Annotated in this window: 27 protein-coding genes and 1 pseudogene; 7 read left to right on the top strand and 21 right to left on the bottom strand. The window is 58.8% G+C overall.

What is annotated here, in order from left to right:
* Positions 1-270 (top strand): hypothetical protein (locus PQQ96_RS36325; protein ID WP_408301436.1); only part of this gene is annotated, 270 nt, incomplete at its 5' end.
* 207 nt (positions 271-477) lie between these two features.
* Here PQQ96_RS36325 and PQQ96_RS36320 read toward each other — a convergent pair.
* From PQQ96_RS36320 to PQQ96_RS36305, 4 genes are all read right to left on the bottom strand, one after another.
* Positions 478-666: a hypothetical protein gene (locus PQQ96_RS36320; RefSeq protein WP_408301434.1), complete on the bottom strand. Its 189-nt coding sequence runs from the start codon at positions 664-666 to the stop codon at positions 478-480.
* Between the two features lie 109 nt (positions 667-775).
* A complete protein-coding gene (locus tag PQQ96_RS36315) occupies positions 776-1,378 on the bottom strand; it encodes a hypothetical protein (RefSeq protein ID WP_408301432.1) in 603 nt (200 codons plus the stop codon).
* 150 nt (positions 1,379-1,528) lie between these two features.
* Positions 1,529-3,517, bottom strand: coding sequence for a cell wall anchor protein (locus PQQ96_RS36310; protein ID WP_408301430.1), 1,989 nt, complete (start codon positions 3,515-3,517; stop codon positions 1,529-1,531).
* Between the two features lie 62 nt (positions 3,518-3,579).
* Positions 3,580-3,837: a GntR family transcriptional regulator gene (locus PQQ96_RS36305; protein WP_408301428.1), complete on the bottom strand. Its 258-nt coding sequence runs from the start codon at positions 3,835-3,837 to the stop codon at positions 3,580-3,582.
* Positions 3,838-4,107: 270 nt separating this feature from the next.
* Here PQQ96_RS36305 and PQQ96_RS36300 point away from each other — a divergent pair, with 270 nt between their 5' ends.
* The gene (locus tag PQQ96_RS36300; RefSeq protein WP_408301438.1) at positions 4,108-4,437 is read left to right on the top strand and encodes a helix-turn-helix domain-containing protein; all 330 of its coding nucleotides are present in this window, start codon (positions 4,108-4,110) and stop codon (positions 4,435-4,437) included.
* Here the strand turns inward: PQQ96_RS36300 and PQQ96_RS36295 are convergent, their stop codons facing one another.
* The 11 genes from PQQ96_RS36295 to PQQ96_RS36245 form a co-directional block, all read right to left on the bottom strand.
* Complete coding sequence (locus PQQ96_RS36295; protein ID WP_408301426.1) at positions 4,438-5,067, bottom strand: cysteine peptidase family C39 domain-containing protein; 630 nt, start codon at positions 5,065-5,067, stop codon at positions 4,438-4,440.
* 1 nt (position 5,068) lies between these two features.
* Positions 5,069-5,362, bottom strand: coding sequence for a hypothetical protein (locus tag PQQ96_RS36290; RefSeq protein ID WP_408301424.1), 294 nt, complete (start codon positions 5,360-5,362; stop codon positions 5,069-5,071).
* A complete protein-coding gene (locus PQQ96_RS36285; RefSeq protein WP_408301422.1) occupies positions 5,359-5,742 on the bottom strand; it encodes a hypothetical protein in 384 nt (127 codons plus the stop codon). The genes PQQ96_RS36290 and PQQ96_RS36285 overlap by 4 nt, the downstream gene beginning before the upstream one ends.
* A 106-nt stretch (positions 5,743-5,848) precedes the next feature.
* On the bottom strand, positions 5,849-6,109 hold the full coding sequence (locus tag PQQ96_RS36280; protein ID WP_120302560.1) for a hypothetical protein: 261 nt from the start codon (positions 6,107-6,109) through the stop codon (positions 5,849-5,851).
* A gap of 99 nt (positions 6,110-6,208) precedes the next feature.
* Positions 6,209-7,222, bottom strand: coding sequence for a hypothetical protein (locus PQQ96_RS36275; RefSeq protein WP_408301421.1), 1,014 nt, complete (start codon positions 7,220-7,222; stop codon positions 6,209-6,211).
* 14 nt (positions 7,223-7,236) lie between these two features.
* Entirely contained in the window at positions 7,237-8,169 is a 933-nt protein-coding gene (locus tag PQQ96_RS36270) for a recombination directionality factor (RefSeq protein ID WP_408301419.1), read from the bottom strand.
* A gap of 106 nt (positions 8,170-8,275) precedes the next feature.
* On the bottom strand, positions 8,276-9,280 hold the full coding sequence (locus PQQ96_RS36265) for a YqaJ viral recombinase family nuclease (protein WP_408301417.1): 1,005 nt from the start codon (positions 9,278-9,280) through the stop codon (positions 8,276-8,278).
* Between the two features lie 108 nt (positions 9,281-9,388).
* Complete coding sequence (locus PQQ96_RS36260; protein WP_408301415.1) at positions 9,389-9,592, bottom strand: hypothetical protein; 204 nt, start codon at positions 9,590-9,592, stop codon at positions 9,389-9,391.
* 71 nt (positions 9,593-9,663) lie between these two features.
* Positions 9,664-10,620 carry a DUF932 domain-containing protein gene (locus PQQ96_RS36255; RefSeq protein WP_408301413.1) on the bottom strand — a complete coding sequence of 319 codons (957 nt, stop codon included), beginning with the start codon at positions 10,618-10,620 and terminating at the stop codon, positions 9,664-9,666.
* A 114-nt stretch (positions 10,621-10,734) separates the two neighbouring features.
* Entirely contained in the window at positions 10,735-11,220 is a 486-nt protein-coding gene (locus PQQ96_RS36250) for a hypothetical protein (RefSeq protein WP_408301411.1), read from the bottom strand.
* Positions 11,213-11,338, bottom strand: a complete 126-nt coding sequence (locus PQQ96_RS36245; RefSeq protein WP_408301409.1) for a hypothetical protein — start codon at positions 11,336-11,338, stop codon at positions 11,213-11,215. The genes PQQ96_RS36250 and PQQ96_RS36245 overlap by 8 nt, the downstream gene beginning before the upstream one ends.
* A 358-nt stretch (positions 11,339-11,696) precedes the next feature.
* On the opposite strand from PQQ96_RS36245, the gene PQQ96_RS36240 reads away from it, so the two are divergent.
* Positions 11,697-13,601, top strand: coding sequence for an ATP-dependent nuclease (locus PQQ96_RS36240; protein ID WP_408301407.1), 1,905 nt, complete (start codon positions 11,697-11,699; stop codon positions 13,599-13,601).
* Positions 13,598-15,265 carry a UvrD-helicase domain-containing protein gene (locus PQQ96_RS36235; RefSeq protein ID WP_408301405.1) on the top strand — a complete coding sequence of 556 codons (1,668 nt, stop codon included), beginning with the start codon at positions 13,598-13,600 and terminating at the stop codon, positions 15,263-15,265. The genes PQQ96_RS36240 and PQQ96_RS36235 overlap by 4 nt, the downstream gene beginning before the upstream one ends.
* A 305-nt stretch (positions 15,266-15,570) precedes the next feature.
* Here PQQ96_RS36235 and PQQ96_RS36230 read toward each other — a convergent pair whose 3' ends face one another.
* Together PQQ96_RS36230 and PQQ96_RS36225 are read right to left on the bottom strand one after the other, a co-directional pair.
* Positions 15,571-15,897: a hypothetical protein gene (locus tag PQQ96_RS36230; protein WP_408301403.1), complete on the bottom strand. Its 327-nt coding sequence runs from the start codon at positions 15,895-15,897 to the stop codon at positions 15,571-15,573.
* 55 nt (positions 15,898-15,952) lie between these two features.
* A complete protein-coding gene (locus tag PQQ96_RS36225) occupies positions 15,953-16,189 on the bottom strand; it encodes a hypothetical protein (protein WP_408301401.1) in 237 nt (78 codons plus the stop codon).
* Between the two features lie 151 nt (positions 16,190-16,340).
* Between PQQ96_RS36225 and PQQ96_RS36220 the strand changes: the two genes are divergently transcribed.
* Complete coding sequence (locus PQQ96_RS36220) at positions 16,341-17,255, top strand: GIY-YIG nuclease family protein (protein WP_408301399.1); 915 nt, start codon at positions 16,341-16,343, stop codon at positions 17,253-17,255.
* 242 nt (positions 17,256-17,497) lie between these two features.
* On the opposite strand, the gene PQQ96_RS36215 is transcribed toward PQQ96_RS36220, so the two are convergent.
* Both PQQ96_RS36215 and PQQ96_RS36210 read right to left on the bottom strand, forming a co-directional pair.
* Positions 17,498-18,520, bottom strand: a complete 1,023-nt coding sequence (locus PQQ96_RS36215) for a hypothetical protein (protein ID WP_408301397.1) — start codon at positions 18,518-18,520, stop codon at positions 17,498-17,500.
* Entirely contained in the window at positions 18,510-20,180 is a 1,671-nt protein-coding gene (locus tag PQQ96_RS36210; RefSeq protein ID WP_408301395.1) for an HsdM family class I SAM-dependent methyltransferase, read from the bottom strand. Before PQQ96_RS36210 ends, PQQ96_RS36215 begins: the two co-directional genes overlap by 11 nt.
* 748 nt (positions 20,181-20,928) lie before the next feature.
* Here PQQ96_RS36210 and PQQ96_RS36205 point away from each other — a divergent pair.
* The gene (locus PQQ96_RS36205; protein ID WP_408301393.1) at positions 20,929-22,740 is read left to right on the top strand and encodes an ATP-dependent nuclease; all 1,812 of its coding nucleotides are present in this window, start codon (positions 20,929-20,931) and stop codon (positions 22,738-22,740) included.
* Positions 22,741-23,243: 503 nt separating this feature from the next.
* Positions 23,244-23,486 (top strand): annotated as a pseudogene (locus PQQ96_RS36200) (phage late control D family protein); the annotation flags it as partial.
* 301 nt (positions 23,487-23,787) lie between these two features.
* Here PQQ96_RS36200 and PQQ96_RS36195 read toward each other — a convergent pair.
* Both PQQ96_RS36195 and PQQ96_RS36190 read right to left on the bottom strand, forming a co-directional pair.
* Positions 23,788-25,146 carry a tyrosine-type recombinase/integrase gene (locus PQQ96_RS36195; protein ID WP_408301392.1) on the bottom strand — a complete coding sequence of 453 codons (1,359 nt, stop codon included), beginning with the start codon at positions 25,144-25,146 and terminating at the stop codon, positions 23,788-23,790.
* A 157-nt stretch (positions 25,147-25,303) separates the two neighbouring features.
* Positions 25,304-25,713, bottom strand: a 410-nt coding sequence (locus PQQ96_RS36190) for a hypothetical protein (RefSeq protein ID WP_408301390.1), incomplete at its 5' end; no start/stop codon positions are given.

The following is a 25,713-nucleotide window of genomic DNA, read 5'->3' as shown; positions in this document are numbered from 1 at the left end:
GTACAGTTCAGCGAGAATGAGATCTGGCCTGTTCCATTATTGGCGATCGGTTTCGAAGGGCATTCGTCCGTCGATGCACTTCGGCGTCGTATGGAGCAAACCCCCGAGGATCGTCGACCGGCGGCCGCTCTCGTGCTCGACTCCAATGTTTTTGTAGGTTGGAATGCAATGGCAGAAGGAGCAAAAGCACTCTTGAACGTGTGTACGGCAATTCCGCTGCTCGCTGCGGAGGTCACACATGCGTCGACCGACCTTGCGCGGTATGACTAAACGTGCCGGCACCTGAACACTGGGCAGCCCTGCAATCGGCTGAATGGCCGTTGTTCCCTCGGAATAAGACATATCCGGTTGGGAGCATCGAGTTAATTGCAGGTACCGTCTCAAAAAAGAAGAAGGGCTTGAACGCCGGGTGCGCAACGCGCACCCGGCTATGCCGTCCCTTCGATCGTCGTTGGTTCAGCGATATACGCGATATCTTCAAGTTGGTTCTTGCCAATCAGTATAGAGATGGGTGCGCTGGATGGCGTCGAGTATTTCGGATAGCGGCACTTCGGCGAATGCGATTTCGGCCATCTTCCGGATGCGTCCGCCATGGATGCGGGTGGCTAGCATTTCGCCTAACGCATCGGAGTGCGCGAAGCCGTGTACGGTCGCCAGCGCGAGCAAAGTATCGATCGGTTCGTTGATGCGGGCGCGACGCCAGAGGCGACGTCTCAGGTGTGTACGCGACTGTGCCTGCAAGCACGGGCAAAGTGGCAGCGATACCCTTCCAGCGTCAGCGATCCAGCTGCCAGCTGTTATCGGTTTTGATCATGCCCAGCGTATAGTGGAACTGAAGCGTGTTCTTGCCGTCGAATCCAGGACCGTTGACCTTGTTAAAAAGATCACGGGCGACGTCGCCCGGGAAATTCGGACAGGCCTGGTCGAATTCCATGCGGAAGGTTCCCGGGCCGTAACCGGTAACGAGTTCCTGATACAGCGCCGCCTGTTTCTGCTCATCGTCTTTCAATGTCTGGTCGGTGGCCGCGTTACCTCCCTGATCGGAGTAGTTCTTTCGGATCTGCGTCTCCTGGTTGATTAAATCCTGGCGATCAGACGTCTTCTTCGCCCACACCTCCAGCTTGTCCGTTTGGTCGCTGTCGGCTTCAAGTGTCAGGTTGTACTGCACCTCGACCTGGTAATGCTGATCATCGCTACCGTGGACGCCATTGACCCGATTGAAATCGGACATTTCGATGTATTTGCAATAACCGAGTTGAGTTTCAACGGCGTGCCTTGCATCGGACTCGCCCGGCGTGCTGTTTCCGCATGCGGCGAGCAGCACGGTAAGTGAAGCGCACAGCGCGAGACATGCGGATTTCGTGTGAATTGTCTTCATGGGTTTGATTTCCTGCGAAAGAAATGAAGCGATAGCCGGCCGCGCTTACGCGACCGGCGGTTAAGTGGGTTGATACTAAGAAAGAGGGGTTCTTTTTCGACTGCGAACCCCTCCTGAGGGATGGACGACTACGATGCCAGGATGGGCGGCTTACGGATTGCCGTACTGCCAGGAGTTAACGTAATACTCACCATCTGCCTGCCAGCCGAGCTGAACCTGCACAGCCTGTTCCGCCGTCGCGGTTGCAGTTGAGGTCAGCACATCGGTGAACGACTTATTGAACGTAAACGGCGACGGCGTGTTGCCCGTACTCGCTCCCCATACCGTTGCATCGTAGGTCGTGGCCGGTATGCTGGTCTGGGCGGCGCCGAGCGAATTGATCGATGCCCAGAAGTTCGGATAGAACGAGCTCGCCGGAATCGTCCAGTCGAGTGAGGCTGACGTGCCGGGTGCACTTTGCGTACCGGAACCACCCGGCATCAGGTAATTCGCGATCACGTCGCTGCCAAGCGTCTGCCACGCTACCGTGCTGCCTGCCGCTGCCGCATAGTTGCGAGCGATGTTCTGGATCTGCTCCGAGCGGATCTCGGTGCCGGTCATGTCGTACAGTGTGACCGTATAGACGCCGAAGTTCTGGATCGTCGATACGTCTTGCGACGACGACGCATATTCCGGCAGACCGTTCGGCGAGAACGACGTCGTGCTGCCAGAGATCGGCGACCAAGCCCACTTGTAGGTTGTGGACATGCCGCCGTTGACGCGATTGCCCGTGCTCGTGAGCGGCGCGATGAGCGTGCCTGTCGGGATTTCCAGATAGCCAGCACCGGTGCCGTTGCCAGCAGTCTGGAACCACAGGCCGTTGGCGGGTAGGCCCGGCCCCGCCACCACGGCAGAGCCGACGCTCTTGGCCGTACCGCTGACCGCTACCGAAGACGGAATCTGGATGTCGAGACCCGACTCGTAGTGCGCATTGGCTGCATCCACCGAATCCGTGTACTGGACGCGGCCGAGGAATGATGCAATGTAGGTGCTGTCCTGCAACTGGTTGCCGATGATGTCCCACTTGCCGTTGGGAAGCTCCTGCACGTAATCCATACCGAAGTCGGGCGTGCCGTCCGGATCAGTCATCAGCAGATAGACGAGCGCGGCCGGATTGCTGATGCCGGCGAGTGTTCCGGCAGGTACAAACGCAACCGTCTTGATGCCAGTCAGCGCCGTCCCCTTGGTAAAGAGCGTGTGACGCTTCGCGAAGCCGGCGACGCCCGTGCCGTCTCCGTTGTTCAGGTAAGTCGCATCGATTGCCGACGTGCAGTTGCTATCCGAGGTATTCGTGGCGCCGCCCTGGACATCGGACGCACAGGCGGCCAGCGCGGTTTGCAGGTTCGCCAGATAGTTCGCTAGCTGAGCAGGTGCGGTAAGCGCTGTGGATACGCTCGTGCTGGAGTTGAGCTGGATCGCCGTATCGGGATTGGCAAGGCTCGCGATTTGAAGACCGGCACCCGAGGCCGAGGGCGTCACGGAGACGGAATCAATCACGGCATCCGCGCCAGTCTGGTTTGGGATGAAGGTCGTGGCAATCGGATCGAACGCCGCCGGAACGCTGTTGGCCGAGAGGATCGGCGCGATCGCGGCATCGAGGGTTGCCTCCGCCGTGGTAATGGCAGACGAACTGATGGCCGATGCGTTACCGGCCAGAGTGGCCGGATTACCCGACTGGGTCATGAGGGCGGCGACAGCCGTCGTCAGTGGCGTCACGTTCGCCGTCACCGGCGCGCCACTGGCCGTACTGGTGCTGGCGACCACCGAATACAGCGTAGCCGACACACCGGACGGATCGGCGGCGGTGATCAGGAAAGGCGCAGTCAGTCCGGACAGCGAGACGTTGTACGTGCCGTTCGCCCCGGATGTAGCCGTTGCGCTCTTGCCGCCCGCATCCGTGACCGTGACGGTCGCCCCGATCATGGCCGTGCCGATCGCGACCGTTCCGCTCATGGCTGTTGCCGCGACGGTCGTCGGCTGGCTGCTGGTCCCAGACGGCGATGACGCGCTGCTGCCACCGCCGCCGCACGCGGCGAGAATGGCACTCATGGATGCGCACAGCGCGAGCCGTGCGATCCCCGTGTTGGATCGGATTTTCATTCTTTTCTAGTCCTTGATGGTTGGTATGCACTACAGCGATGAAGCGGCGAGTGCCGCTGGTATCAGGTCTTTGGCCGTGCGATGACCGTCGTGCCGCGACGGGTGCGGGCGGTCGTCAACCCCCGACTGGCGGCTTCGCGCATGGCGCGGTTGACGGTGTTCAGGTGAACGCCCATGAAGTCGGCCATCAGCCGCTGGGAGGGCAGTACTTCGCCTGCCCGGATCTGGCCGGTACGGATGGCCGTTTCCAGCGCGGCGACAATGACACTGCAGGTCGAACCGCGCTGCGAGATTACGTTCAGGTAACGCAATGAATTCATGGATTGTTTTCCTCTGGATGCGAAACCCGGGTGCGCCATTCGCGATGAGCGACAGGACCACTAAAGCGTCCAGTCACGGCCTGCGACGCCGGGGATCATCATTGTTATGTAGTGTTTACTCGACAATGTTGGGCGCACGGGCAGGTGTCGCCCCACATGTCCGATCGCCTGTATATCGGCTCAAAATCGTATTACTGAAGAGTAAATACTACAACAAATGAAGTGTTTATTACGTCGATAGTCAGTCGACAGGTGGGCATCCTGCATGCCATGACCGTCAAGCGCTCACCCCCTCCCGCCGCCCATCCGGCCCCGATCTCGATTGCTCTCGGCAAGCGGATCAAGGAGTGTCGGCACGAAGCCGATAAATCGCAGGAAACGCTCGCTTTCGAGGCGCACGTTGATCGCACCTACATCTCGGCGATCGAACGTGGCATTGCGAATCCGTCCGTCGAGACGCTGGCGAACATCTGCCATGCGCTGAATGTGACGCTTGCTGAACTGTTTGTGCCGCTGGACGGCGTGTCGCTGAAGCCGACCGGCGCGCGTCGTGCCAACGCGGCGACGCCGCCCGAGATCAAGCGCAGCCGCCTGCGCTGACTACGGAGGCGCGGTGACGTTGCGGACCGACAGCGCGCCTGCGAACGTGATGTCGCGTGTAGCGTCCGGCGACAGATAGCGCGGCCGGCCACGCCCGCGCACGTCGATACGGGCGTTGTATCCCGCCAGTACCGGGGCATTGCCCGCCGGATCCAGCAGCAACAGCGCGTGGGGTGTGAAGGCACGCTGCTCCCGGGTTCCCTCGATACCGGTCACGAGTGCAGCATGCCACTTCACCGGATGCCGCTGGCGCCAGCCGACGACGACGGGTCTGCCGGCGTCGATCTGGCGTCCGGCAAAGCGCAGCAGTTCCGTTCCCCTGGCCGTGCATGTTGCGGTACGGACGCTGAGGTTCAGCTCCGCGATAAAACTCGCCAGTTCGGAGAGCGTCAGTCCGTGCAGGTAATGCGGCCAGGCGTGGTCCCAGAAAACGCGTTCGTGTCCCGAGCGGTGGTACGGCAACCAGAGCGGATCGGACAGCTTGCCGAGCATCGCGAGCGCCATCGCGGCGCAATGCAGGGTGCTGCCACCGTCCCAATGTCCCTGCCGGCTGAAGAGCGGGTTGCCTGAACCGGTGAGTATGGGGTGCTGGCCGAGGCGTATGCCCGGATGAAATTTCTGAATCAGCATCTCAGTAGTCGCCGGGTAACAGGATCGTCGTGATCGAGCGATCCGCTTCGGTGATGATCCATACCTTCCCGCCACCCGGTAGCGCATAGTTCGACAGCAGACGCTTACCGGTCAGCAAGGCCAGTTCGTTCGAGGCGAGGTCTTCCACGGAAAGATCGCCCCAGTCGCCACGAATGTGGCGCGCGAGCAGTAAAACTCCCGAGATTCCCGCTGCATCGAGGACATCCTGCGCGGCTGGTGTGATAACCGGTTTGCCCATCGGAAAGGGTGGACCGTTCTTCGTATCGAGGCTCATGAATGGGCCTCCTGGACGTATTGCGCGATTGGCCACGCTGGATAGCTGCGTCGGGTTGTCGACACCGATTGAGCGCTCTGAGCGGTTACGACTTCGTCGAGCCGCTCGACGGTGGTAGTTGAGCGGTCCCATTCCGTGGTCACGATGATCCGGTTGCCATCAGGCAGGCGATATATCGACAGCAGGCGCAGGCCAGTGGCGATCGACAGGTCGTTCTGTTCTTTATCGTTATCAGAAACACTGCCCCAGTCGCCAGCAATGTGACGCAGCATGACGCTGATGACGGGAACGCCGTTCGTACGCAATGCGGCAAACGCAGCGGGCGTGATGAGCAGCTTGCCCGGATGAAATAGCGGTTTGAGGCGGGTAGGTTGGAACATCGACTTCTCCTGAAAATGGACGGGCACGCCCCTCCGGTCGAGCCGGATGCATGCGGGAAATGAAGGGAAGCCCGGCGGCATGCGCCGGCTCGAACAGGTCTGGGAGTTACGGCCTACGGTTGTTCGGCTTCAGCGGAACGCCTGCACCGAACTGCCTGGGCACTATCTCCAGATGCGCGCGGAGCGCCGGGAAGATGCTGGCGACACGGGGCATCGAGGCGAGGATGCGGACCAGCTCGCGCTGGCGATGCAGCTCGAAAGCCCAGGCTGCGGCGAAGCTAATGGCCGTGATACCGGCCACGACGCCGAGCCCCTTTGTCACGGGACAGAGGCGAGGCGGCAGGTGAACGAATGTCGTTTCGTGCATGGATTACTCCAGATAAAGGGCGAGCACGGGCCTCCGGATGAACCGGATAACGTGATCGTGTCGTGGTGGAAAAGAGATCGGGCGCAGGACGCGCCCGGCTTATGCCGTGAGGTCGGCGAGCTGGCGGCGCAGTGCAACGGCCCTGGCCTGAGAGCAGCCGAGGTGGCCGCGAATACCCGCGACGGTTGCGCGCACGCGACCGGCCGCGACGTCACGGGCGAGCTGCGTCACGTCGTCGTCGGTCGGTCCGGCAACCGGTAACGGTGAGACGGGATTGCCCGGTACCTCGTGACTAGCGGTCTTCCCTTCGCAACTAACGGTTGGCAATGCGTCAACCGGTGCGACTGCCGTTACTGCGGGCTGGGTCACGCGGGTCACGTCCACGACTGGTTCCGGCAGCGGTGCGACGACTGGCGGAGTCGCGGCGACTGGAGCAGGCAGGGGCGATGACCGCAGCGCGAGCGTCCACAGCAGGCAGGCGACGCCTTCCAGGACGGCTGCGAACGCGAGCCCCGACAGCAGATCGACGCGTGCGGTAGTCGTGCCGAGTAACGCCGCGAGTCGCGACGTTACTGGATCGGCGAGTAACGCGTCGCGTCGTGCCGTGACCCGGTCGCGCCCGGCTTCGATGCGTCGTACATCGTCCGCTTCGGCGTTCAACGCGTCGAGTTTCGCGGCAAGCGTCACGCGACGAGCTTCCAGCGTCGCGCAGTTGCCGACGCAGTAACGGGCACGCGCAGTCGCGAGTTGAGCGACTACCGTTGCACGTTCCGCCATCACGATGGTCAGACTGCGACCGGGCGCTGCGATGCCGACTGTCGTAACGGTCGACGCCCGCCGGTCTCCTGCATGCTGCTGGGCGAGCAGGAAGAACTGCCCATGCCCGTAACAGGCGGTCGCCAGACACGCGACCCACAGCAGGCTACCTGTTGCGCGCACGGGTAGCGCCACGTCCCGGATGAGCGCGGGCAGCAGGTGAGCGCTGACAACGAGCACGACGCCAATCGCGACCCACACGACCCGTTCGGGCAGTGAGCCGCCGCGCTGCCAGCCTGCCAGAACCGAAAGGCTGAGCGCGGTGGCCGTTGCGCCAACGGCGAGTCCGAACGCCATGCGCCCTGGCACCGTCATGCCGCCGGCCCGCCGAGCAGCACCGCCTTGCGCTCCAGCTTCTCGCGCAGCGTTGAGGACGCTGGGGCGGACGTACCGGTCGTGCCTGCATCCATCGCACCCGGTGTTGCCTCCTGACGATCGGACCCGGCATCGGGATAGAACTCCTCGACGACAGCAGAACCGTCGTCGACGCTGTCTTCGAACGCACCATTGGCGAAGCCGATCCGTGCAGCGGTATCGAGCGCCGCCTGGTCGAAGCCCGCTGTCTTGCGACGTGCGTCGAGCTCGCCCGCTTCTACTATGGCCTGTTCGAGCGTACTGCCGGAACGCACGCCAAGATCGACGTAGTAGATCGCGGAGCGGTAACTTTGCGTCGTTGACTTGCCTCGGATTTTTAGTTCAAGCGGCAGACACGCGAGCAGATTGCCGGACACCGCGCTGAAGTAATGCAGCCGTGCGGCAAGCGTGCGGATGGAGTTGTACGAAGTCGTCCGGAAGATGAATGAGCTGAGTGCATCATCGTCACCGATCGTCACATTGAGTCGCCCGTACGGCTTGCAGTTGCCAGCCTGCCCGAATGCACATCCGTCCGGCGATGGGCAGGGCAGCTCCTCGATGCCCGTTTCACCCGCACGCCGGCACGTCGCACCGTTGCCGACACATACGGGCCGACCGCTATCGCGATCGAATAGCGAATACTCGGCGCGCAGGTTAAGGTTGGGATCGTTAAAGAGGAAACGCACGGGAATGGCGCGCAGTTTCCCGGGCGTCGCCTTGCGCAACGACTCGTTCAGTGGGTGCAGTACCCATTCGCCGCGCTGCTGGACCTGGGTGGTAAGCGTAAACTGGTCGTCTTTTTCAGGCAGACGCTTGCCGTTCTTCTCAACAATTCGGCCGATCGCGATGCGACCAATCACAGGGGGCGTAATTGAAAGGCCTTTGAGCATGATGGTTCTCCGTAGATAGGGAAAAGGGAAAAGCGGAAGAGAAACGGATGGGTGAAGCAGACGAGTGGTGGTGAACGGGAAAACTGCGGGGAGGGTGCAAGGGGACTCAGACCGAAACGAGAAACCGGCGTGAGCCGGGTTTCTTGAGGGCATACTTCACGGCGAGCTCCGGCTGATCGGCGAGCATCCGGTTGAGGTCGACGCCGGCACCATCGCGGCTGCGCCTGAACGACACCGAGCCCGTTTCAAAGATCGCCCGGTCAGCTTCACCCATCGCCTGAACGATGGTCTGTTTTAGCAACGCTTCCTGTGTCTCGCGTTGCTCGATGTCAGCGCGCAACGCGACCAGATCGGCGAACACCGAGGAAAGATGCCGGTCATCCGTAAAATCAACGGTGCCGCCTGTTCCCGGATACAGGCAGCGAAGCGCGCGATCGGCAGATTCAGAACCGTCCGCAGGCGGTGGCGTATCCGTTTCCACGAACTGCCAGAACCGCCGCTCCAGTTCGATCAGACGCGCGATCAGCGCGTCGTCACGGTCGATGCGGTAGATGTGGATCTCCTGCCCGCAGATCAGCACGCACACGTCGGCGGCGGCTTTGCCGGTCACAGCGAGCTGGTGCTGCACCTGGCAGACGACGTATTCCGGCACGCCGTCGCGCCACAGTCGTGCGCCGAACTCTCCCGCTGTCTTGCATTCGAGGATCTGGACATCGGCCGCACCGATCACCTCGCGATCGACGTTTGCGAGCATCCAGGCTTTGTTGGCATCGCGATGCTGGAGCACGGCATTGATGCGCCGCACCCTGTTTCCGGTGCGCTTCGTGTAGTGCGCAGCCACGATAGGTTCGAGCAATGTGCCCCAGTACAGCGGGCTCGTTTCATCGTTCGGATCGATTTTCGGAAGCACGCCCTCGCGACCTGTTTTAACCATCCAAAGTTCGAGCTGCGACTGATAGGGATTCAGCCCCACTGCGGCTCCTGCATCGCTGCTGCCGATGCCGCGCTTGCGAACGGTCAGCCACTCGTCGCGGCTCAGATCGTGTGTCTTGACCAGCTTTAATGCCGGTCGTGCCGCTCTGGTCGGCCCGGCTTCTTCGGTGTTACCCATGTTCGGCTCCAGGAAATAAAGCAGCCCGGAGCGCAACGCAACCGGGCCGGTAGAGGGAGAATGTGTCAGGGGGAAAATCAGACAGGATCGCGGGAAGCTTCCAGGGCATCAGTCCGTTACGCCGTGAAGGCGCAGGTTGTCTCGCGCGAAGTCCTGGACGATGGTGTTCGCCTGACGATCGGCTGCGCTCGCCTGGCTCCATACGTCAACACAAGGCTCACCCTCCTGACTGACCCATTCGGTCGCGTGATACGTCACACGCTCATCGCTGGTCATGTCCAGCGCTTCAAGCTGGCGGATAGCTGCAGGCATCTGTGGCTCCCGTGAAGGTGTCCGGCGCGTGTTGGACGCGACCGGGCGGGTGAAATAGCAACACTGAAAACTCAGCTCGCCATGAGGAGCGCCTGATCGAGCGCCTTCTGCTTGATCGACGCGCCCTGCCCGAACCACGCCGATTCGAGGCGATGATCGGTTGAACGCGCACGCCGTTCATGATCGACATACTGCGTCACTGCGTTAAGGAGGCCGAATGCGGTCCCCTTCGACGAAGCCAGTTCCGCGCCCTTACCGTCGCCTTCGTAAAGCGCCAATACCTTCTTCATCGCGCGCTCGTTGGACAAACCGGTTGCGGTCGTCGCCGGATCGGTAAAGACTCGCAAGAAGTAGTTCATCGCTTCATGCGACTTCACCCGACGTTCAGAAAGGGTCTTCATCCGGTACATGAACGAATCCCACGACGACACCGATACGCCCAGTTGCTTCTTGACGGCCTGCGGATCGAAGCTCGTGCTGTGCGGCACCTTGACCGCCCCCGCGCCGTTGGAGAGCGCGACTGCAAGGGTGTTGTTGCACACGACGCGGATGCTGGTGAACTGGGCGGTAGTAGCCAAGGTTCCGTCGCAGGCTGTCGCCAGCAGCAGATAGCCGTTCATGGTGTCGTTGCCCTTGAGCGTAGACGCCTGGTTGGTCTTCGCCAGCGCCCATATTTTGCGACCGCCCTTAAGCACGCCCGCCGTCTCGAGCTCGAAGCCCGAGATTTCCGTCAGGTCCCGATAAAATTCCAGAATCTCGCGCGGCTGCACGACCTGATAGCGTTGACTGACGACCGAAAGCGGCTCATTGGTGTCTGAGCGGAACAGCACCTTCTGTTCCGGAAAGCTCATGATGGCACCAAGACGGCCGGCGCTATCAGTCATGTAGCGCACGGGCGTTTCGCGGATTTCGAAGGTGATGCCGGACTGCTGTGCCCACACTTCAATGGGCTGCTTGGTGCTGATGCGGTTACCGAGGCCGTGCCAGGGCATTGCGTTAGCGTAGGCCATGGATTGAACGAGATGCATATGGAGACTCCGATAAAAATGAAGGCATAAAGCCCGGCGCGAGGCCAGGCAACGTGAAAGGAAGGAAAACGAAGAGAAAAGTGGGGGGCGAGGCTCAGGACCGATCTGATACGGTCAGCCGGAACGGACGGTGAAGGTGCGTCCGCAGGCAAGGCATCGCCAGCCGTCGAGCACCTTCAGATCGAGTGCCTCGCCGAGGGCGGCGCCCGTGGCGCACCCGGCGGCTCCTGCGATGAGCCCGGCGAGGATCGCACCCGCGACGCCGCCGCACACGGCGCCAATCGGACCGCCGAGCACGCCGATGGCCGCGCCGGTTTCCGCACCGGACAGCGAGGCAGCGATCGCACTCGTCGCGCCTGCCGCAGCACCGACGGCGCTGCAGATCCGCCTTGCAACATGGCGTTGCTCCGTGCGAAACGACTCGCACGACGGACACGGATAACCCACTTCCCCTTTGCCGGGGCGAAAGTGCGGCGATGCGCCTTCGTCTGCCTCTGGCGGCTGATGCACTGGGCGAAGCCGGTTCAGCGCCGATTGCCACGCCGGGTCCTCATCCTCGTCCCCGTCGCCGTATGGGAAGAACGGGGGACGGTCATGCATGGGCGTGAGCCTCGCGCCGGACGCGGTTCACGTACTTGCAATGACATGCGGCGAGCAACGCCCCTCCGGCGAAGGCGAGCGCGAAGGCGGCCAGATAGTCGAGTGGAGTGTTAAGCATCGTCTGACTCCTTGAACAGGGAAGGACGCCGGCACACGACCGTGCCGGCGAAGCCACAGGAAGGGCCTGGGCTCGCAGCAGTCATATATGGCCCAAATCCGTTTCAATCGTCGGAACACGGGTGAGGTATTCGATGCGCTGGACGTGTGACCGCACGACAGGCATAAGCATTCGAGCTAGCCTTTTTGTTTTCCCCTGTTTGAACCCGGCCATCGCTCCATCTGCAGCGATGGCCGGCGCGGTCCCGACTGTAGTAGCACACCCGCCGTGTATGTAGTACTTATCTCGAGGCAGATGCTACAGTTGACCTATCCGCTATCTTTACGACAACGCTTTGTCGAAACGGGGTGCATGGCGCATGAAACTGCAGAGCATCCGACTGTCCGGTTTTCAGTCGTTCGGACCAGAACCGACCGAACTGACGCTCAACGACATTACGTACTTGATCGGGCCGAACGGCTCGGGCAAGACGGCGGCACTTCAAGCTCTGTGTCGCCTGTTCGCCTTCGATCCCTCGTTGAGACGAATTCAACGCTCAGACTTTCACGTTCCGTACGACGAAGACAGTGTTCCGGACGAAAGGCAACTCTGGATCGAAGCTGACTTCGTCTTCCCGGAATTGGAAGAGGACGGCGAGAACGCGACGGTGGCACCTCATTTCAGCCACATGCGCCTAGACACTGCTGAAGGTCAACCGCGAGTCCGATATCGGCTGAGTGCCACAATGGGCGTCGATGGCGATATCGAGGAAACCTTGGTTTACGTGTTGGACCTGAATGGCGACGGTTCGCCCCTGACGACCGCGCAGGTTCCACGAGCGGAACGAAACCACGTGCAGGTTCACTATCTGCCCGCGCGCCGTGATCCTGCCGAACACATTGCATACGGTGCCAATGCGTTGCTTGGGCGGATGTTGCGGGCCGTTAACTGGAAAAACGAGCGCGAGGAAGTCAAAGGCTTCACGGACCAGATCAGCGAAAGCCTGGCCGCAAACCCGTCGGTTGCTGCCCTGAGCGAGAGCTTGAAGACGACCTGGGGCACGTTGCACAAAGGCAGTTTCTTTGCCGATCCCCACATCACCTTCGTCGCCTCCGAGATCGAGGCCCTACTGCGGCACTTGTCCGTCTCCTTCTCACCCGGGCATGACGAGGAACTCGTCGATTTTTCGAGACTGAGCGATGGTCAGAAATCCATGCTCTACCTGTCGTTGGTGCTCTCAGCCCAGTCCATTGGGCGCGCCGTCCTCGCAGGCGAAGACAATTCATTCGATCCGGACAAGCTGCGCCCGCCGGTATTTACGATCGTGGCCCTCGAGGAGCCCGAGAACAGCCTGTCGCCCCACTACCTGGGCCGGATCGTGAATGCCCTGGTTGCCATGACGGGCAACGAGGACGCCCAGGCCCTGATCGCCACGCATGCGCCTTCCATGCTGAGGCGTGTCGACCCCATGCACATTCGCTACCTGCGGCTCACGGATGAACGCGCGACGAAGATCATGCGCATTCGAATGCCCAAGAAAACGGACGAGGCACACAAGTTCGTTCGGGAAGCTGTACAGGCATACCCCGAAATCTACTTCTCCCGGTTGGTCATCCTGGGAGAAGGCGATAGCGAAGAGATCGTCTTGCCCAGAATTCTACGCGCCAAGGGCGTCCCGGTAGACGAGTCCGCAGTGACCGTCGCCCCACTCGGAGGCCGACATGTCAACCACTTCTGGCGCCTGTTATCCGATCTCGAAATCCCGCACCTCACTTTGCTCGACCTGGATGTCGCCCGGTATCAAGGAGGATGGGGACGATTCAAATATGCCAATGACCAGCTATCGGCATACCGTCCCAAAGACGTGCTCCCTAAAGACCACGGAATTCCCAATTGGAATTCAGATGAATATAAGGTTCGTGAGTACACGGCATACATCGAACTCTTTGAAAAGCGCGGTGTCTTTTTCTCCTTTCCGATGGACCTCGACTTCGCGATGCTTCTTTCCTTTCCGGATGAGTATGGCGTTGAATCGAATCCACCGAGTGAGGCCACCATCAAGGCCGTCCTCGGCGACAGCCACCACGATGCCAAGCAATACAATGCCGATGAGCTTGGTCTGTTCGGCACCTATCACAAGCGCTTCAAGCTGGGTAGCAAGCCGGCAGCACACATCGACGCACTGGCCCAACTGAGTGACGAAGAACTCCTCGCTGACATGCCTGAGTCTCTGAGTCGCTTGGCGGACGCGGTGATCGCCAGGCTGGAGGAGTTGCCAGAGTGATCGCAGCGGACACCTGGCATCCAGCAGATGGGCTGACGCTCGAACCCAACGCCTGGCGCGCGGCGAGGGAAGCGGAACGCTGCCTTGCCCTAACGGCGGGGCCGGGGGCGGGCAAGACAGAAATGCTGGCACAGCGCGCCGACTTCCTGTTGCGCACCGGAACCTGCCCCTACCCAAAACGGATACTGGCTATCTCGTTCAAGGTTGACGCCAGCAAGAACCTGAAGGAGCGTGTGAAGCGCCGGTGCGGTTCGGATCTGGCCGTGCGGTTCGACAGCTACACCTTTCACGCCTTTGCCAAGCGGATAATCGATCGTTTTCGCCCGGTGCTAACCGGCCAGGATGCCCTGGATGTCGATTACCGGATCGGCGGCCAAAGGGTCACGCGACGGCAGATCGAATTCACGGATCTGGTGCCTCTGGCTATCCAGATTCTAAGAAAATCGGCCATTGCCCGTAATGCCGTTCGCCAGACGTACAGCGATGTCTTCCTGGACGAATTCCAGGACTGCACCGATCAGCAGTACAAGTTGGTGAAGATCGCTTTTCGAGGCACGGCCATCCGCCTCACGGCAGTCGGCGACACCAAACAGAAGATCATGGGATGGGCAGGCGCCCTCGACGGTATCTTCCAGACCTTCGCGACAGACTTCGGTGCAGAGCCGCTCAACATGTACCGTAATTTCCGCTCGAAGCCCCGCCTGTTGCGCATGCAGAACGAGATCATCCGCGTGATGGACCCATCATCCGCTATGCCCGATGAGCAGCTCGTCGGCGAGGAAGGTCTGATCTTCGCGTGGCGTTTTCCCGGCAGCCAGCAGGAAGCCGAATTTCTGGCTGACGCAATCGACGGCTGGATCAATCGCGAACAGCTTGCACCGTCGGAAATTGCAATCCTGGTCGCCCGACAACCCGATCTGTATGCCGACCGTTTGATGGCAGCATTGGAGCGGCGACACATTCCATTTCGCAATGAGCAGCAGATTCAGGACATTTCGGTTGAACCGGCTGCAAGACTCATCGTCGATTACCTGTCCTGCCTGTATGGACAGCGCGAGCCCAAGGCCTGGATTCGACTTATGGACCAGCTGATTCCTTTTGCCGATGAAGAAGTACAGTCCAATTTGCGGCAAAACATCCAGCGTTTTATCGCGGAGCAGCGAAAACAAGCTGCTCTCGTCGAATCGCTTGGCGAGCCCTACGCGGGCTGGTGGGAGTCCGTATGCGCATTTTTGGGCAAGGTGGGGATCGAGACCCTGTCCGCGCTGTCGCCAGATTACGAGTCTACGACCCGGTTCAAAGAGGTCGTCAACGACACCAGGACACGCATCGAAGATCTGCTGAAGTTGGAACCCGACTTGCCCAAAGCGTTAGAGCGCTTTTCCGATGACCAGGCAGTACGCATCCTCACCATACACAAGAGCAAAGGGCTCGAATTCGATTCAGTCATCATTCTCGGTGTTGAAAACCAGACTTTCTGGGGCAACGCAGATGCCGAACGATGTGCTTTCTTCGTTGGGATTTCTCGGGCTAAAAGGCGACTTATCTTGACCGTTAGTGATTGCCGGGACACGCCCCCGTCCAATCCCTATCGATGGCAGGAAAATAGAACGACTCACAACGAATTCATGGGTTATGCCATGCCGTTTCTCAGTCCCCAATGAGCAACTGAATCGGTAAGAGACGTCATTATTGACGACGACTCGGATTCATGTTCGCTTCTTGCAACGCTACCGCGTATATCGAGCGGTAGCCTGTCCGCGTGTCGTTCACACCTTGATGCCCATTTTCTCCAGCGCATTCAGGACTTCGGCCTGGCAGGGAAAGGTCACTATGCCGATCTGCGCGTTCAAGACGCGCCTCGGGCATGGATGACCTCACTCTCATTCAGCATCGGAAGGACCATGATTCTTGAGCTCGGCGAACTTGGCTGCCATGGTCGGGTTGCCCCGATTCAGCTTCTTGATCGTCACGTCCTGCGCCTTGTCGTTCGCAAGACGAAGGTGATATTCCCTTTGACTAGCAGCAGGTCCCAGGAGGGCTCGGTGGTGTCGAGGGCCAGATAGAAGGCGCCGATGTGCGCGATGAAGTTGCGGGCGCTGGCCAGCCGGTTAAACCACTTAGGGTCGATGCCACGTTCAATCATCCACGAATTGATCATCTCGATGCGCTGCTTGTCCGTGATGTGTTGGCCAACATGGTCGTGTAGCGTTTCCATGAAGACCTTCATCCGGTCGACACAGGCGTCGACCTCCGAGATGACGGAGTGGAGGTCGGCAATCATCAAGTATTTCATGTGATCGTCGATTGGCAGCGCGATGCCTTCGTGATCCGGTGTGTACTGGTGCTCCTTAGTAACGTGCTTGTCGACGTCGTTGACCCAGCGCGGACAAGTCCCGCCGCAGACGGCGCATGATGTGGCGAACCAGATTCAGGCGGGTAGTGATGTGTAATCCCGCCTCATTGACCGCATCCGGCCGCACCGCCGCACGGTTCTCGGCAACGGCCTTGTTCCATGCCGTATAGACGGGCAACACCCATGGATCGCTGCCGAGCTCGCTGAGATGAAGCCACTGTGTGATCGCCATGGTTCTCCTTCGTATTTTCGAGGGCCGCCGAGTGCGCGTGGTGGTCGTAGATGGTGACGTTTATTGGTGGTGGGCTTGCCGCTAGCGCCGACCGCAGGCAAGATTGACGTGCATGATCGGTTACTCACTGTATATACGAAAAAGGGACTAAATGAGGCCGTTTTCTCTTCGTGTCTTCGTACCTTCTGGAGATCCTACCGGCATCCTGATTGCAACTCGCGACGACGGGATCGGCAAGGCCACGATATTCTCTCGACCGCTACTCGGCGAAGTTAAAGGGCGAAAGGAATGGGCCCTGCCAGGAGTCTATCTTCTCGTCAGCCAATCTAAGCTTTACATCGGGGAAGGTGATCCAGTCGGGAAGCGACTGGAGGGCCACGCCAGGGAGAAACCCTTCTGGACGCGTGCGCTCTTTTTCACCGCCGACAATCGACTTAACAAGGCTCACATACAGCATCTGGAATCAAAGTTGGTCAAACTCGCGTTGGAGGCATCAGTCGCGGATCTCGATAACGGCAATAGCCCGCAACCGCCTGCGTTAGGGGAAGAGGAATACGCTTTCGCCGAAAACGTATTAGCCGATCTTCTGTTGATGTTGCCGCTGCTTGGATTCTCTCACTTCGAGGCGATGCACTCGGCTAGCGAAAACATTGAAGAAGAGACTGATGCGCCAACTACTTTGACCGGAGGCAAGCGCAGGGCTGCTTATTCTGCGCTGCCCCAAGGCATGCTTTTTTACGGCACGTATAAGGAATCTCGGGCGACGATTGAGGCCGCCGATGGCGGAGTCATCTTAAAGGCTGGCAGTACGGTCGTTAAAGATCCAGTTCCGAGCTTCGACGTCTGGATGGCAAAGTATGCGCAGATGCGGCGGCAATTGATGGAGTCAGGAGTCATCTCCGAAGACAATGGTCAATTGGTCGTAAAGCAAGATCAGTTTTTCTCTTCTGCTTCTGGTGCCGCTACAGTTGTTCGTGGTGTCAGCAGTAATGCGGATGGATGGATTTCCAAAGACAATCAAAGCTTCGGCGATATGCTTCGAGCTCAGAAACAAAAGATTGCTTAGCAAGTAGCAACACGAAAGCAAACGTCGACATTGCCGTGCCCAATCACGCAGATGACCAATATGACCGGTCAGGCGTTAGGAGACGTTTGTTATGAGTGGCCGTTGTTGAGGCGATTTCGCCGTTTATTCGGCTTTGTAGATGGTGCGGCGAGTCGAGCTCAGGCCGCCCGAGGCGGCATCGTGAGCGGACTTCATGCTAATCGGCCGCACGTGCATCGCGACAGAGCACACAGGGACGGTCGTTATCGGAACTCAGGCGAAGCACGACGACGTCGCGCTTCCTCGTGCACGTCGACTGGCGTAGCACCAAGGACACGCGTGACCATCGCCGCGAGGAAGCGGCCGGGTGCGAGATCTTCTGGAGTTTCTTCTTCGAGAATCCTCACCTTTGGGAGCCGCTCAATCTCACGATCAACTTCTAAATTGGGGGTGGGTGCCGGCACATCCTCTTCTTTGTCCGATGCGAGCCCAGGTTCGGGCAGGCCTTCAGCGTGCCTTTCTTCCCCAGTGTCCGGTATTTCGGCATCGTCTGAGTATTCCATCAAGACGAGGCAGGTGGCGTGGTATGCGTCGTCTTCGCGTCCAAGCTTGGCGAGCAAGTCGAACAACCATGCGGCAGTTTTAGGTTCCTTTTGGAGGATGTCGGAGCGAAGGCCAAACACGAAGCCGAGAGCAGCTAGGGGGTGACGCAGTCGCAGGTTTTTGGCGTCACCGTATGACTCCTCGACCCGATTTGGAGCGTTTTTGCCGTAGGAGGAGTCCATGCGCTTCGTCGAGATCAGCAGCTCGGGACCTGTGGCCCAGTCTGTGATGATGACGTCGACCTGTTTAAAGTAGTTCTTCCCAAGGATGGATGCGCTGGATGAGGTAACACCGCTGATCGAAGCTTGCTTGTTCACGCGCTCTTCCAAAGTCGCGCGGAGCCCGTTGGGCAGTGACTTCAGCAAAGCCGCGACAGGCGCTGGGAGGATGCGCGGGTGGACTGGCCGAGGCCAAGCCTGATCCGAGTCGAAGCCTGCCCGTCGTAACTCATAGCTCAGCCATACATCGAGGGCGAGCGCCGGCACTCCCGATTGGGTCTCGGCCTTTAGGTAAAGGGGAACGCCCAGCAGTTTGACCAGCGTGTCGTAGTCGGGCTCGAAGCGCAACTGTCCGTCGGGGCTCTTGATCCAAGGATTGCGGTGTACACCCTTAGGGGCGGCGAGAGCGACGATTCGATCGAAAATGACCCAGGCTTTTGCTTTCGCGGATTGTTTAGCGGCCACTGGCTGCCCTCAGTGTGCGGCGGTCGGCGAGTTCCGTTCGCGCCTGCCGGATTTGCTTGATCTGTTTGGCCGTCAAGTTACCACACCCCGCAAGGACGATTTTATCGACGATATTTACGGCGTCGAGCAGCCTGCCGTCGCCTAGGAGTTCAGTAACTTGCTGCTTGACAGTGCGAAGTGCGCCAGCACGGGCCAAGACCAACGCAGGCGAGGGCATTGCCCAAACATCCGCTTCCTTCGGCTCGATCTTCAAAATCCCCCCACCATAAGCGCGACCGACCATCTCTGCGTGCAGCAGCGTGACCGAATTCAGGCTCGCAAGCGGCAAAAGTTCGCTGCCGAGTTCACGGTATTTTTCATCGAGGTAGACGCCGTGCACCGAGTTGAGGTGGCGGGCCGCTGCTTCATTTGCTGTAAGTCGAGGCGTGTCTGCGTTCATGCAGGTCAATAACAGATCCGCGGCGGGAACGAGCGGCACCTGGTACCAGGTCTTACGGACGCGGCACTTGTATGCAGTATCGACACCGGTCCGATGGCCGTCTTCGATGTATGCCGCTGCTTCGGCCGAGGGTGGATCGCTCGGATAAAAGAGGTAGGTAGCGTGACCCTCTCGGCCCAGCTTGGTAAGCATGGCGTTGGAGAGCGAGAGACCACGCAGGTGGGAGCTTCCAGGCGGCGAGAGGCGCAGCAGTTCATTGCGGCGCAAGCCTAGTTCCTTCGCACGCTGAGGCGAGAGCGTGAAGTATTTGTTGTTGCCCGTGACGATGCCGAGGGTGGTGTCCCCCCACGTCTCCAAGCTCGTAAACAGTCGTCGTCGCAATAGCTCGTGCAGCGGCGCGATCGCTTTCGGGTCAATGAGGCTGCTGGTCCACTTGGCCGCCGGGTCAGTTGGCGTCCAGATCAGTCCTGCGCCAAGCGAAGCAAGGTCAGCGGCGTTCTTCGATTGCCTGATGGTCGCGTGTTGCGCGGGGCCTTCAAGATATCCGTCGGCTAGTAACAGCACGACGTCGGCCTCGGCCTCAGGGAATACCTGCTCCTCAAAAAGCACGAGTTGCACGTCGCGGAAGCGGTCGAAGAGAAATCGGCGCACGGGGGCTGCATAGTTCACCGAAAGCAACTCTGCTGGTAGAACAAGCCCGAGCCGCCCACCCGGCTTCAAGAACAGCGCAGAGTGGATGGTGAATGCGGCCCAACTAGAGGCGAGGCCGGTCAGCGATACGCCACCTCGGAGGGCGGCCGCACGGGATCGCGCGCGGGACTCGCCAGAAAAGTCCTGATACCGGATGTACGGCGGGTTGCCGATAACGGTGTCGTAGACCGGTTCGGGTTCGACCGCAAAAAAGTCACTATGCCGGATTTCGGCTTTACCACCAGCTTCCCGCACGCGTTGGTTGGCGACACGCGCGCTGTGGGCATGAATCTCGACACCGTCGACGGTCGGACGCGCATCCTTGCTTGGTGTCAACCCGCGAAGGCGGCTGACGGCGGCGACGAGGAAAGCAGCATCGCCGGCGGACGGTTCCAGCACTAGGTCGCCGGGCGTGCGAATGGCCCAGTTGGCCACAAACCGGGTGATCTCGTCGGGGGTGAAGAAGGCGCCTCGCTCCTTGCGGAGAGCGGGCGTGTCGTCGGGATGAATGGAGCGTGCGAGGAGAGTCACTTGCAAATCCTGGGAGCAGCCGCACGGGCGCTAACACGGAGACCTGCTGCGCCTGCTTCGCTGAAGTGGGAGTTCATTGTCAAGTCACCTTCTTGTTTATTAAGCTATTCAGCGCGCCTGACCTCGAGGACGGACTCAGCGAGTTCAAGCGTCCTAACGCGCGCAATTTTAGCCCGATTGCAGAGCCGTCGTCGAGGTGATGGCATCCATACCGCGACGGTCGGATCGGCGCCAACGAGCCCTTCCGGAGAGGTCAGACCCCATCGAGCGGGCACGAGAAGGCGATCTCCTGAATGATTACGTTGCCACGGCATAGCGCCGTTCTAATGCCGCTCCGTGCCTAGGAGCGCACATCCCTCGCTGGCCGAACGGTCTGGCTGGAGTTACCCGGACCCGAAGGCATATCCGCGTGCCGTACAACGGAAGCCAAGAGTAACTGCGATAAAACGCAGTCCCCACGCCTGCGAGTACTTCTTGACCCGCCACTTTTGATGCATGTGATGAAAGCGCGCGATTGGACGCATCGTCCGTTTGCGGGGCGCGGTCGAGCACACTTAGACCCTGTAGGGGCGTGCTGCCGATTGATGCACGTAGACCGGATGTGAGATGCGATTCGTGAGCGAGGGGTCGTCCGGTGGATGAAGCCGAGGAGATATTGCCGCAAACCGAAAATGTCCGGAAATAATTGCCATTTAGTGCCATATTTCTCGGGCGGCGACGTGACCGCGTACATATCTGAGAGGGCCGTATGGCAACGAGTTCGGTGAGCAAAACTGCGACAAAAACAGATGCAAAGGCGGAGGTCGCACCACGTGCGCGCCTACATAAATTGGTCATAGCCAACTTCCGAGCCATCGGAAAGACACCGGTGACTATCGAACTGGACGACATCGTGGTGTTGGTGGGGCCTAACAACGCTGGCAAAAGCTCTGTCCTTCGCGCTTACGAGGTTGTGATGCAAGCGGGAAAGCTTAACGAGCTAACCATCGAGGATTTTCCCAATGCTAGGGTTCCGTCCGCTGAGAATTCCGACATGTATCCAACAATCGAGCTGGAGACAGTTCTTTATGAAAACAGCACTCCACCGGCAAAGCACTGGATTGACACCAAGGAAAATGGTGATCGGCATGTTCGTGAGCGCTGGGTATGGAAAGATATTGGCAAGCCGGAAAAGCGTGGGTTCAATGTTGAAAGTGGGCAATGGGATGAGAATCATGGGCCTTGGGGCGTTGCCTCGGTCGCTCAAGCTAATAGGCCAGAAACACATCGGATAGAGGCATTCGATGATCCGCAAAAGCAGGCGGAGGCAATAATCGCGCTATTGCAAGAAGCGATAAAGGAGAAAGTAAAAGAGGTTAGTTCCAAGAAGGGCGAAAAAGAAGCAGAGAAGAGTCATTATGAACTTCTTCTCGATTCCGTCGCGGAGTTGCAGAAACAGGTCGCGGAAGATGCTGCTACTGCAATTAAGGATGTCAGAGAAAGTCTTAATCAATCAATATCAGATGTCTTTCCAGGATACTCAATCACCCTTGACGCGCGCCCGGAAGATGATTTGGAAAAAGTCGTGTCTTTCTTTAAGTCATTGCCGGTGCTCCGGATGGGACCGAACGATGGTCACCAATCTACGTTGGAGCGGCAGGGAAGCGGTGCTCGCCGGACACTGCTTTGGACGGCCCTTCGTATCTTGGCAGAACACAAGCGAATCAAGGAAAAGTCTGAAGTGACGGAGCGGCCTCATGTTTTGCTGCTGGATGAGCCAGAGATGTGTCTACATCCGAGTGCCATACGTGACGCATGTAACGTTCTTTACTCATTGCCAAAATCTGGAAAATGGCAGGTGATGGTAACGACCCATTCACCTGTATTTATCGATTTGTCTCGGGACAATACTTCAATTGTTCGCGTTGAACGGGAGGTTGGGGGAGAAGTATCCGGAACGACGATTTTTCGCCCCGCGAAAGCGAAACTAACCGAAGACGATAAGGAGGAGCTGAAACTTCTAAATATGTATGATCCTTACGTCGCTGAGTTTTTCTTTGGTGGTAAAACAATTATTGTAGAGGGTGATACCGAACATTCAGCGTTTCGTGAAATTGTGAACTCTGAAAAAAAAGTATTTGGCGATGTTCATGTAGTCAGGGCAAGAGGGAAATACACAATTGTTGCTCTGTGTAAAATTCTTAATCATTTTGGTAGTCCATATTCGGTCTTGCACGACGCAGATTCAAAAACTATAACGACGAGAAAAGGCGAAGTGCAGGCCAATCCGGCATGGAAAGCTAACGAGCAAATCTTAGAGGTAGTGTCGACCGCGCCTCATAAGAGCGCCACGCTCGTCGCTTCCTTGCCAAATTTCGAGGAGGCCATGTTCGGGGAGCCAGCGAAAGGAGAAAAGCCATACGGTGCTTGGGAGAAGGTAAGAAAGAATCCAGAGGCAAGAAAAAAGGTGACGGAGTTGCTGGGATTTTTGTCAAGCAACGGCGCCGCGCTTCCCTCAGGAGCGTTGTGTTGGTCAAGCATTGGCGAGTTGGAAAAGGCGGTTGGTGACCAACAGGCCTAAAGCGGCGATGCGACAGCCCTAAGTTTCATATGGGCCTGCTGCGGTCCGGTGCTCACGGGCAACAACGATGGGCACCGTCCCCAATTTTTGTGTAATGGCCGGCACAATGCGATCAACCCTAGATGTGCAGCTAAATTGCAGCTATGGCAGCTCGGTTTGGGCTGGATTTGCCTTGTGTAGCCTTGGTTCTGTACTTTGCGAGTTGCGTAAGGCATTGATTTTAAAAGGGTCGGTATGAGCCGATAAAACTCCGAAGGCAGAGGTCGCCAGGGTTCCATTTTTGCAAGGGGCGACGCGATTTCGGGAGCGCCTTCTGAGCCGTGCTCTCGACGCCGAGGACCGTAGCGCAAGATCACGGGCGGTCGATATTAACTGTCGCGCTACGGGACCGAACTCCCACAACCGTGGCGCATATGTAGCGCGCGGGCTTGGCCGATAAGCCGAGAGCGCAAACATGTGGCACTACGGTCAGATTGACGTTCACCAGCCGGGGGCATCCGAAGCAGGATCGTGGCGATCAGCTCTCGCGTATCCGCATGGAAGAATGGGAGTCGCGCGCGAAGCGCTTCTACGGGTCGGGCGGGCTAAGAGGTATCGACGCCGGGTTGCGTTTCACCCTGGCGGATCATCCCGACCACGACGACCATGCCGCGGACCAGCGTGAGTTCGCCGTGATCGAGGCATTATGGACTATAGAGAACAACCTGCCGGCCTCGGCGAAGGGAAAGGGCAAACCCTTGTCGCTACGTGGCCATTTCGGAAAAACAGGTACTTGTTCAGCGTAGCCTTTACGCCAGCGTCGAACTGTAAGTGATCGTCGTGGATGCAGCGCCTCCCCGCTGGGGGCAAGTTTGGGGGCATCTCCGCATTGTAGATTGCAGGATTGTTATCCGTTTGCGGTCAGGAGTTCGATCCTCGGTTTACCACGCATACTTTGGCGTGAACGGACGGCGACAGTTGACGAGCCAACCCCGATTCCGCTTGTTGTCGCTTCACTGATCTGCAGGATCCGGTCGTGCGTGAACAGGCGGACGACCCGCCTAAACTTCAGGGCCCAAATCTGATCTTCGCCTGTTCAAGCATCCAGGCTTCAATCTTGTCGTGCCACATGCGCAGCAGGTCAAGGGGACGTCGGCGATAATGTTTTTCGGCGATTGCCGACGGCTTATGCCCTTGGATTTGTGCGACAACACCGACCGGGACCTCTACCCACTCCGACAGCGTGCCGAATGACCGGCGCAAGCCATGCAGCGAAATGTGGGGCAAGCCCGTTGGTTCCAACGCACGATTGTGCGCGTGACGCGGTTCCGCTATCTTTCCGTCCGATGCTGTTTTGCTGGCGAACACCCACTCAGATGGTTTCCACTGTTCACCTCTTTCAGCGAGCCGAGTGGTTTGACGTTTATTCGGAGGCATCTCGTTGAGGCGCTGAAGATGTTCCAATAGACTGGCAAGATAAGGAGTGAGTGGAATGGTCCGGCCGCCAGTGCCTTCAACTTTGTCGTTCATGGTCAAGCTGCGCCAGCGGAAGTCCACGTCTTCCCAACGCAGCGCGGCCAGCTCTTCCCGACGAGCTCCTGTGATCAGGAGTCCTTGAAGGTATGCACTGATTACCGGGTTAGCGATGCCACGTACTGCACTAAACCAAACAGACAGCTGTTCGCGCTGAAGGCAGTCATCCTTCGCGGCGCTACGAGGGAGAATGCCCTTGACCTGTGGCGAAGCATAGGCCTCGTGTGGGATGATGCCTGCATACGTCTCGTGAGTGTCGCACCACCGAATGAACGCCTTGAAAAGACCGAATGCATGACCGGCATTCGTTGGCCCCCGAGGTATTTCGGCCTCGAGCCACTGGGACATGGATGTCGCCGTTATCTCGGTCAACCTGCGCGGCATAAGCGGAGCCAATGGCCCACGGACTTTTTCTTTGCCGCCGCGCTTTGCAATACCGCCACCGGGCGACGAGAGGTTGATATGGTCGAGGATGTATCTTTCCGATCGCGGCTTTTTTGTTTTGGGAGAGATCTTTGTTCGCAGATGCTCCAAGTAATGCTTCCACGCTTCGCCGACAGTCACGTCCTGACGGCGCTTCGCCGCCTGCCGGGCTGCGTGTGCGGCCTTTTGCTCTACCTCGTGTTCGCGCGGATCAACGCCACCGTCAATAAGCGTCTGGAGACTTCGTGCGCGCTCCTGAGCCTTGTCGATCGTCCAGCTCTTCGGATCGCCGATCGTAATCCGCACGGTCGAGCCATGGATCTTCCCTTGGAAAATGTAAGCCTTGGCTCCGCCAGTTGTGGCTCGCAAACCGAGTCCGGGAGTCTTGCTGTCCCAGAGAAACGACTGCGACTTACCCTGTTCGCAGCGATGCGCCTCTACCCGAGCCGCAGTGAAGTTTACCTTCGCCACCTAACCCCCTTGTCCGTAAGCCGGAAATTCCATGTAACCGCTATGTAACCGGATTATGGGGCAATGAAGATATGTAGATCAACATCAACGGAAAGATAGGGAAGCAAAAATCGTTGAAATACAATGGCTTAATGAATTTTATCAACTCGAATACATCTCAAGAAATGTCAACTTGTTCGTATTCGCAATGCGAAGGTCGGGAGTTCGATCCTCCTCCTCCCACCAAAGACATTCCAGGTAACACCCAAGTTGAATCGGGAACCGTATTTTTGCCGCAAGTGCAAAGATAGGCTTCCGCAAAGGCCGGCCTTGAGCCGGCTTTTTTTTCGCGTGGCAGGATCGCCTGCGTGGGCGAGAATCCAGCCGGGCCGGGTAGTATTCCCATCACCCTACTTCGCCACGGAATCCGGATATGCTCGCGAATGGCATCGCTTACAGTCGATTCGATGTTTCCGGGCTGCCGCCGCAACAGCAATTGCTGGCTTATTGGGAGCAGCTTGGCCAGATTATCGAGGTCGTGCCGTCGCGTGAGCAGGTTCGACAGCCCTTTATCTGCATCAACGACCG

Source organism: Paraburkholderia sediminicola, from assembly GCF_046027825.1.
Taxonomy (GTDB): Bacteria; Pseudomonadota; Gammaproteobacteria; order Burkholderiales; family Burkholderiaceae; genus Paraburkholderia; species Paraburkholderia sediminicola_D.
Note: the sequence above shows the minus strand (reverse complement) of the source record. Positions and strands in the feature narration are given on the sequence as shown.

What these genes read in the sequence shown, in the direction of transcription:
- PQQ96_RS36315 (WP_408301432.1), bottom strand. Translation starts at nt 1,378, where the DNA reads ATGAAGACAATTCACACGAAATCCGCATGTCTCGCGCTGTGCGCTTCA.
- PQQ96_RS36310 (WP_408301430.1), bottom strand. Translation starts at nt 3,517, where the DNA reads ATGAAAATCCGATCCAACACGGGGATCGCACGGCTCGCGCTGTGCGCA.
- PQQ96_RS36305 (WP_408301428.1), bottom strand. Translation starts at nt 3,837, where the DNA reads ATGAATTCATTGCGTTACCTGAACGTAATCTCGCAGCGCGGTTCGACC.
- PQQ96_RS36300 (WP_408301438.1), top strand. Translation starts at nt 4,108, where the DNA reads ATGACCGTCAAGCGCTCACCCCCTCCCGCCGCCCATCCGGCCCCGATC.
- PQQ96_RS36295 (WP_408301426.1), bottom strand. Translation starts at nt 5,067, where the DNA reads ATGCTGATTCAGAAATTTCATCCGGGCATACGCCTCGGCCAGCACCCC.
- PQQ96_RS36290 (WP_408301424.1), bottom strand. Translation starts at nt 5,362, where the DNA reads ATGAGCCTCGATACGAAGAACGGTCCACCCTTTCCGATGGGCAAACCG.
- PQQ96_RS36285 (WP_408301422.1), bottom strand. Translation starts at nt 5,742, where the DNA reads ATGTTCCAACCTACCCGCCTCAAACCGCTATTTCATCCGGGCAAGCTG.
- PQQ96_RS36280 (WP_120302560.1), bottom strand. Translation starts at nt 6,109, where the DNA reads ATGCACGAAACGACATTCGTTCACCTGCCGCCTCGCCTCTGTCCCGTG.
- PQQ96_RS36275 (WP_408301421.1), bottom strand. Translation starts at nt 7,222, where the DNA reads ATGGCGTTCGGACTCGCCGTTGGCGCAACGGCCACCGCGCTCAGCCTT.
- PQQ96_RS36270 (WP_408301419.1), bottom strand. Translation starts at nt 8,169, where the DNA reads ATGCTCAAAGGCCTTTCAATTACGCCCCCTGTGATTGGTCGCATCGCG.
- PQQ96_RS36265 (WP_408301417.1), bottom strand. Translation starts at nt 9,280, where the DNA reads ATGGGTAACACCGAAGAAGCCGGGCCGACCAGAGCGGCACGACCGGCA.
- PQQ96_RS36260 (WP_408301415.1), bottom strand. Translation starts at nt 9,592, where the DNA reads ATGCCTGCAGCTATCCGCCAGCTTGAAGCGCTGGACATGACCAGCGAT.
- PQQ96_RS36255 (WP_408301413.1), bottom strand. Translation starts at nt 10,620, where the DNA reads ATGCATCTCGTTCAATCCATGGCCTACGCTAACGCAATGCCCTGGCAC.
- PQQ96_RS36250 (WP_408301411.1), bottom strand. Translation starts at nt 11,220, where the DNA reads ATGCATGACCGTCCCCCGTTCTTCCCATACGGCGACGGGGACGAGGAT.
- PQQ96_RS36245 (WP_408301409.1), bottom strand. Translation starts at nt 11,338, where the DNA reads ATGCTTAACACTCCACTCGACTATCTGGCCGCCTTCGCGCTCGCCTTC.
- PQQ96_RS36240 (WP_408301407.1), top strand. Translation starts at nt 11,697, where the DNA reads ATGAAACTGCAGAGCATCCGACTGTCCGGTTTTCAGTCGTTCGGACCA.
- PQQ96_RS36230 (WP_408301403.1), bottom strand. Translation starts at nt 15,897, where the DNA reads ATGAAATACTTGATGATTGCCGACCTCCACTCCGTCATCTCGGAGGTC.
- PQQ96_RS36225 (WP_408301401.1), bottom strand. Translation starts at nt 16,189, where the DNA reads ATGGCGATCACACAGTGGCTTCATCTCAGCGAGCTCGGCAGCGATCCA.
- PQQ96_RS36220 (WP_408301399.1), top strand. Translation starts at nt 16,341, where the DNA reads ATGAGGCCGTTTTCTCTTCGTGTCTTCGTACCTTCTGGAGATCCTACC.
- PQQ96_RS36205 (WP_408301393.1), top strand. Translation starts at nt 20,929, where the DNA reads ATGGCAACGAGTTCGGTGAGCAAAACTGCGACAAAAACAGATGCAAAG.